The sequence below is a fragment of the Acidisoma sp. C75 genome (assembly GCF_054665095.1).
In genome coordinates, this window is the sequence record NZ_BAAFHD010000032.1 from 1 (window position 1) to 1526 (window position 1526).

Genomic DNA, 1526 nt, shown 5'->3' on the forward strand with positions numbered 1-1526 from the left:
AATGATGTCAGGCGGTTCGTCCATCCGCGCTTTGCATCAAAGCGCTACCGCGCGCCGCAATGTGCCGGTGCCGCGACGCTTACCGTCTATCTCGATGCCATGCTGCCGAAGGATGGTGATACGGCTTTCACCGTTGTTCCATCTCTGCTGGGCCCTTTCACGGAGCTCAGCGCGGATCTCGGCGGCACGATGGTCGCGCCCTGGCCATCGGCAGTCTTCGGCGTCGGGCCTCAGTATCAATCCTGGGTCGACGCGAAGCTGACACCGCATCCTCTCGCCTGCTTCACCCAAAGACTGAGCCTGACCGGCGATTATGCGAAGGTACGCCAGAAGATCATGATCTGGAACGAAACCGATATCGGGCTGCCTAATCCCTTCAAGAACCTCTACGAAGCCGAAGCCCTGCGCGAGGGTTGCCATGTCTATCCGCTGGCTGGCGGGCATGACTTCATGATCGACAATGCCAGCGGCCTGGCGGAGATCCTTCTGCGGCATCATCCGTAAGCGGCCGCCGCAGCCATCCTTGCCTCCGCCCTCCGCTTGGGCGCCAACCTCAGCTTTCACAACAAGGGTATGGCCGATAGTGCCGGCCAAGATTACCATGAACTCTCCACTGCTGTTCAAGTCGATGAAGATCGGCAATCTCCTGCTGGAGAACCGGATCGTTATCGCGCCGATGGCGCAATACTCCGCCGAGGACGGGGAGATGAACGACTGGCATCTTATCCACCTTGGCCAGTTGGCCAGTTCGGGCGGCGGTTTGCTCACGATCGAGGCGACCGCTGTCACGCCCGACGGCCGCAACACCTATGGCGATGTCGGCCTCTATTCGGATGCTTGCGAGGCAGCTATGGCTCGGGTGCTGCAAGGTGTCCGTCGGTGGTCGACCATGCCGATCGGTATCCAGATCAACCATGCCGGCCGGAAGGCATCGCGCCAGAAGTCGTGGGAAGGCAGCGGGCAGATTCCACCCGGCGCGCCGAACGGCTGGGCCACCTGCGGACCATCCGCCATTGCCTATGCAGAGGGCGAAACGGCGCCAGCGGCGCTCGATCGGGAAGGGATGGATGCGATCCGCAAAGCCTTTGCCGCCACCGCCCACCGTGCCTCCCGGCTCGGGCTCGACTTCATCGAGATCCTCTCCGCCCACGGCTATCTGCTGCACTCATTTCTATCCCCGCTCTCGAACCGGCGGGAGGATGCCTATGGCGGCTCGCTCGAGAACCGCATGCGCTTTCCTTTGGAAGTGTTCGAGGTGGTGCGCGAGAGCTTCGATCACAGTCGCCCGGTAACGGTGCGGGTCTCGGGTACCGATTGGGTGCCGGGCGGATGGTCGATCGCGGATACCATCGCCTTCGTCTCGGCCCTGGAAGCGCGGGGCTGCGCCGCTGTGAATGTCTCGAGCGGCGGATCGAGCCCGGCCCAGCGGATCCCCGTGGGGCCTAGAGGGTGTTATGCACTCGGGATGAGGAGAGCTGCCTGCTTTATCATGAAACAGGCGAAAGCGACGACGTGCAGGCCAGCGA

Annotated in this window: 1 protein-coding gene and 1 pseudogene; both read left to right on the forward strand. The window is 62.6% G+C overall.

The genetic code is table 11. From position 1 onward, the window contains the following. Positions 1-504, forward strand: a pseudogene (locus ACYQ7X_RS17420) (hypothetical protein); the annotation flags it as partial. Between the two features lie 97 nt (positions 505-601). Then, positions 602-1526: oxidoreductase (locus ACYQ7X_RS17425; protein ID WP_459698341.1), on the forward strand; the 925-nt coding region annotated here is incomplete at its 3' end.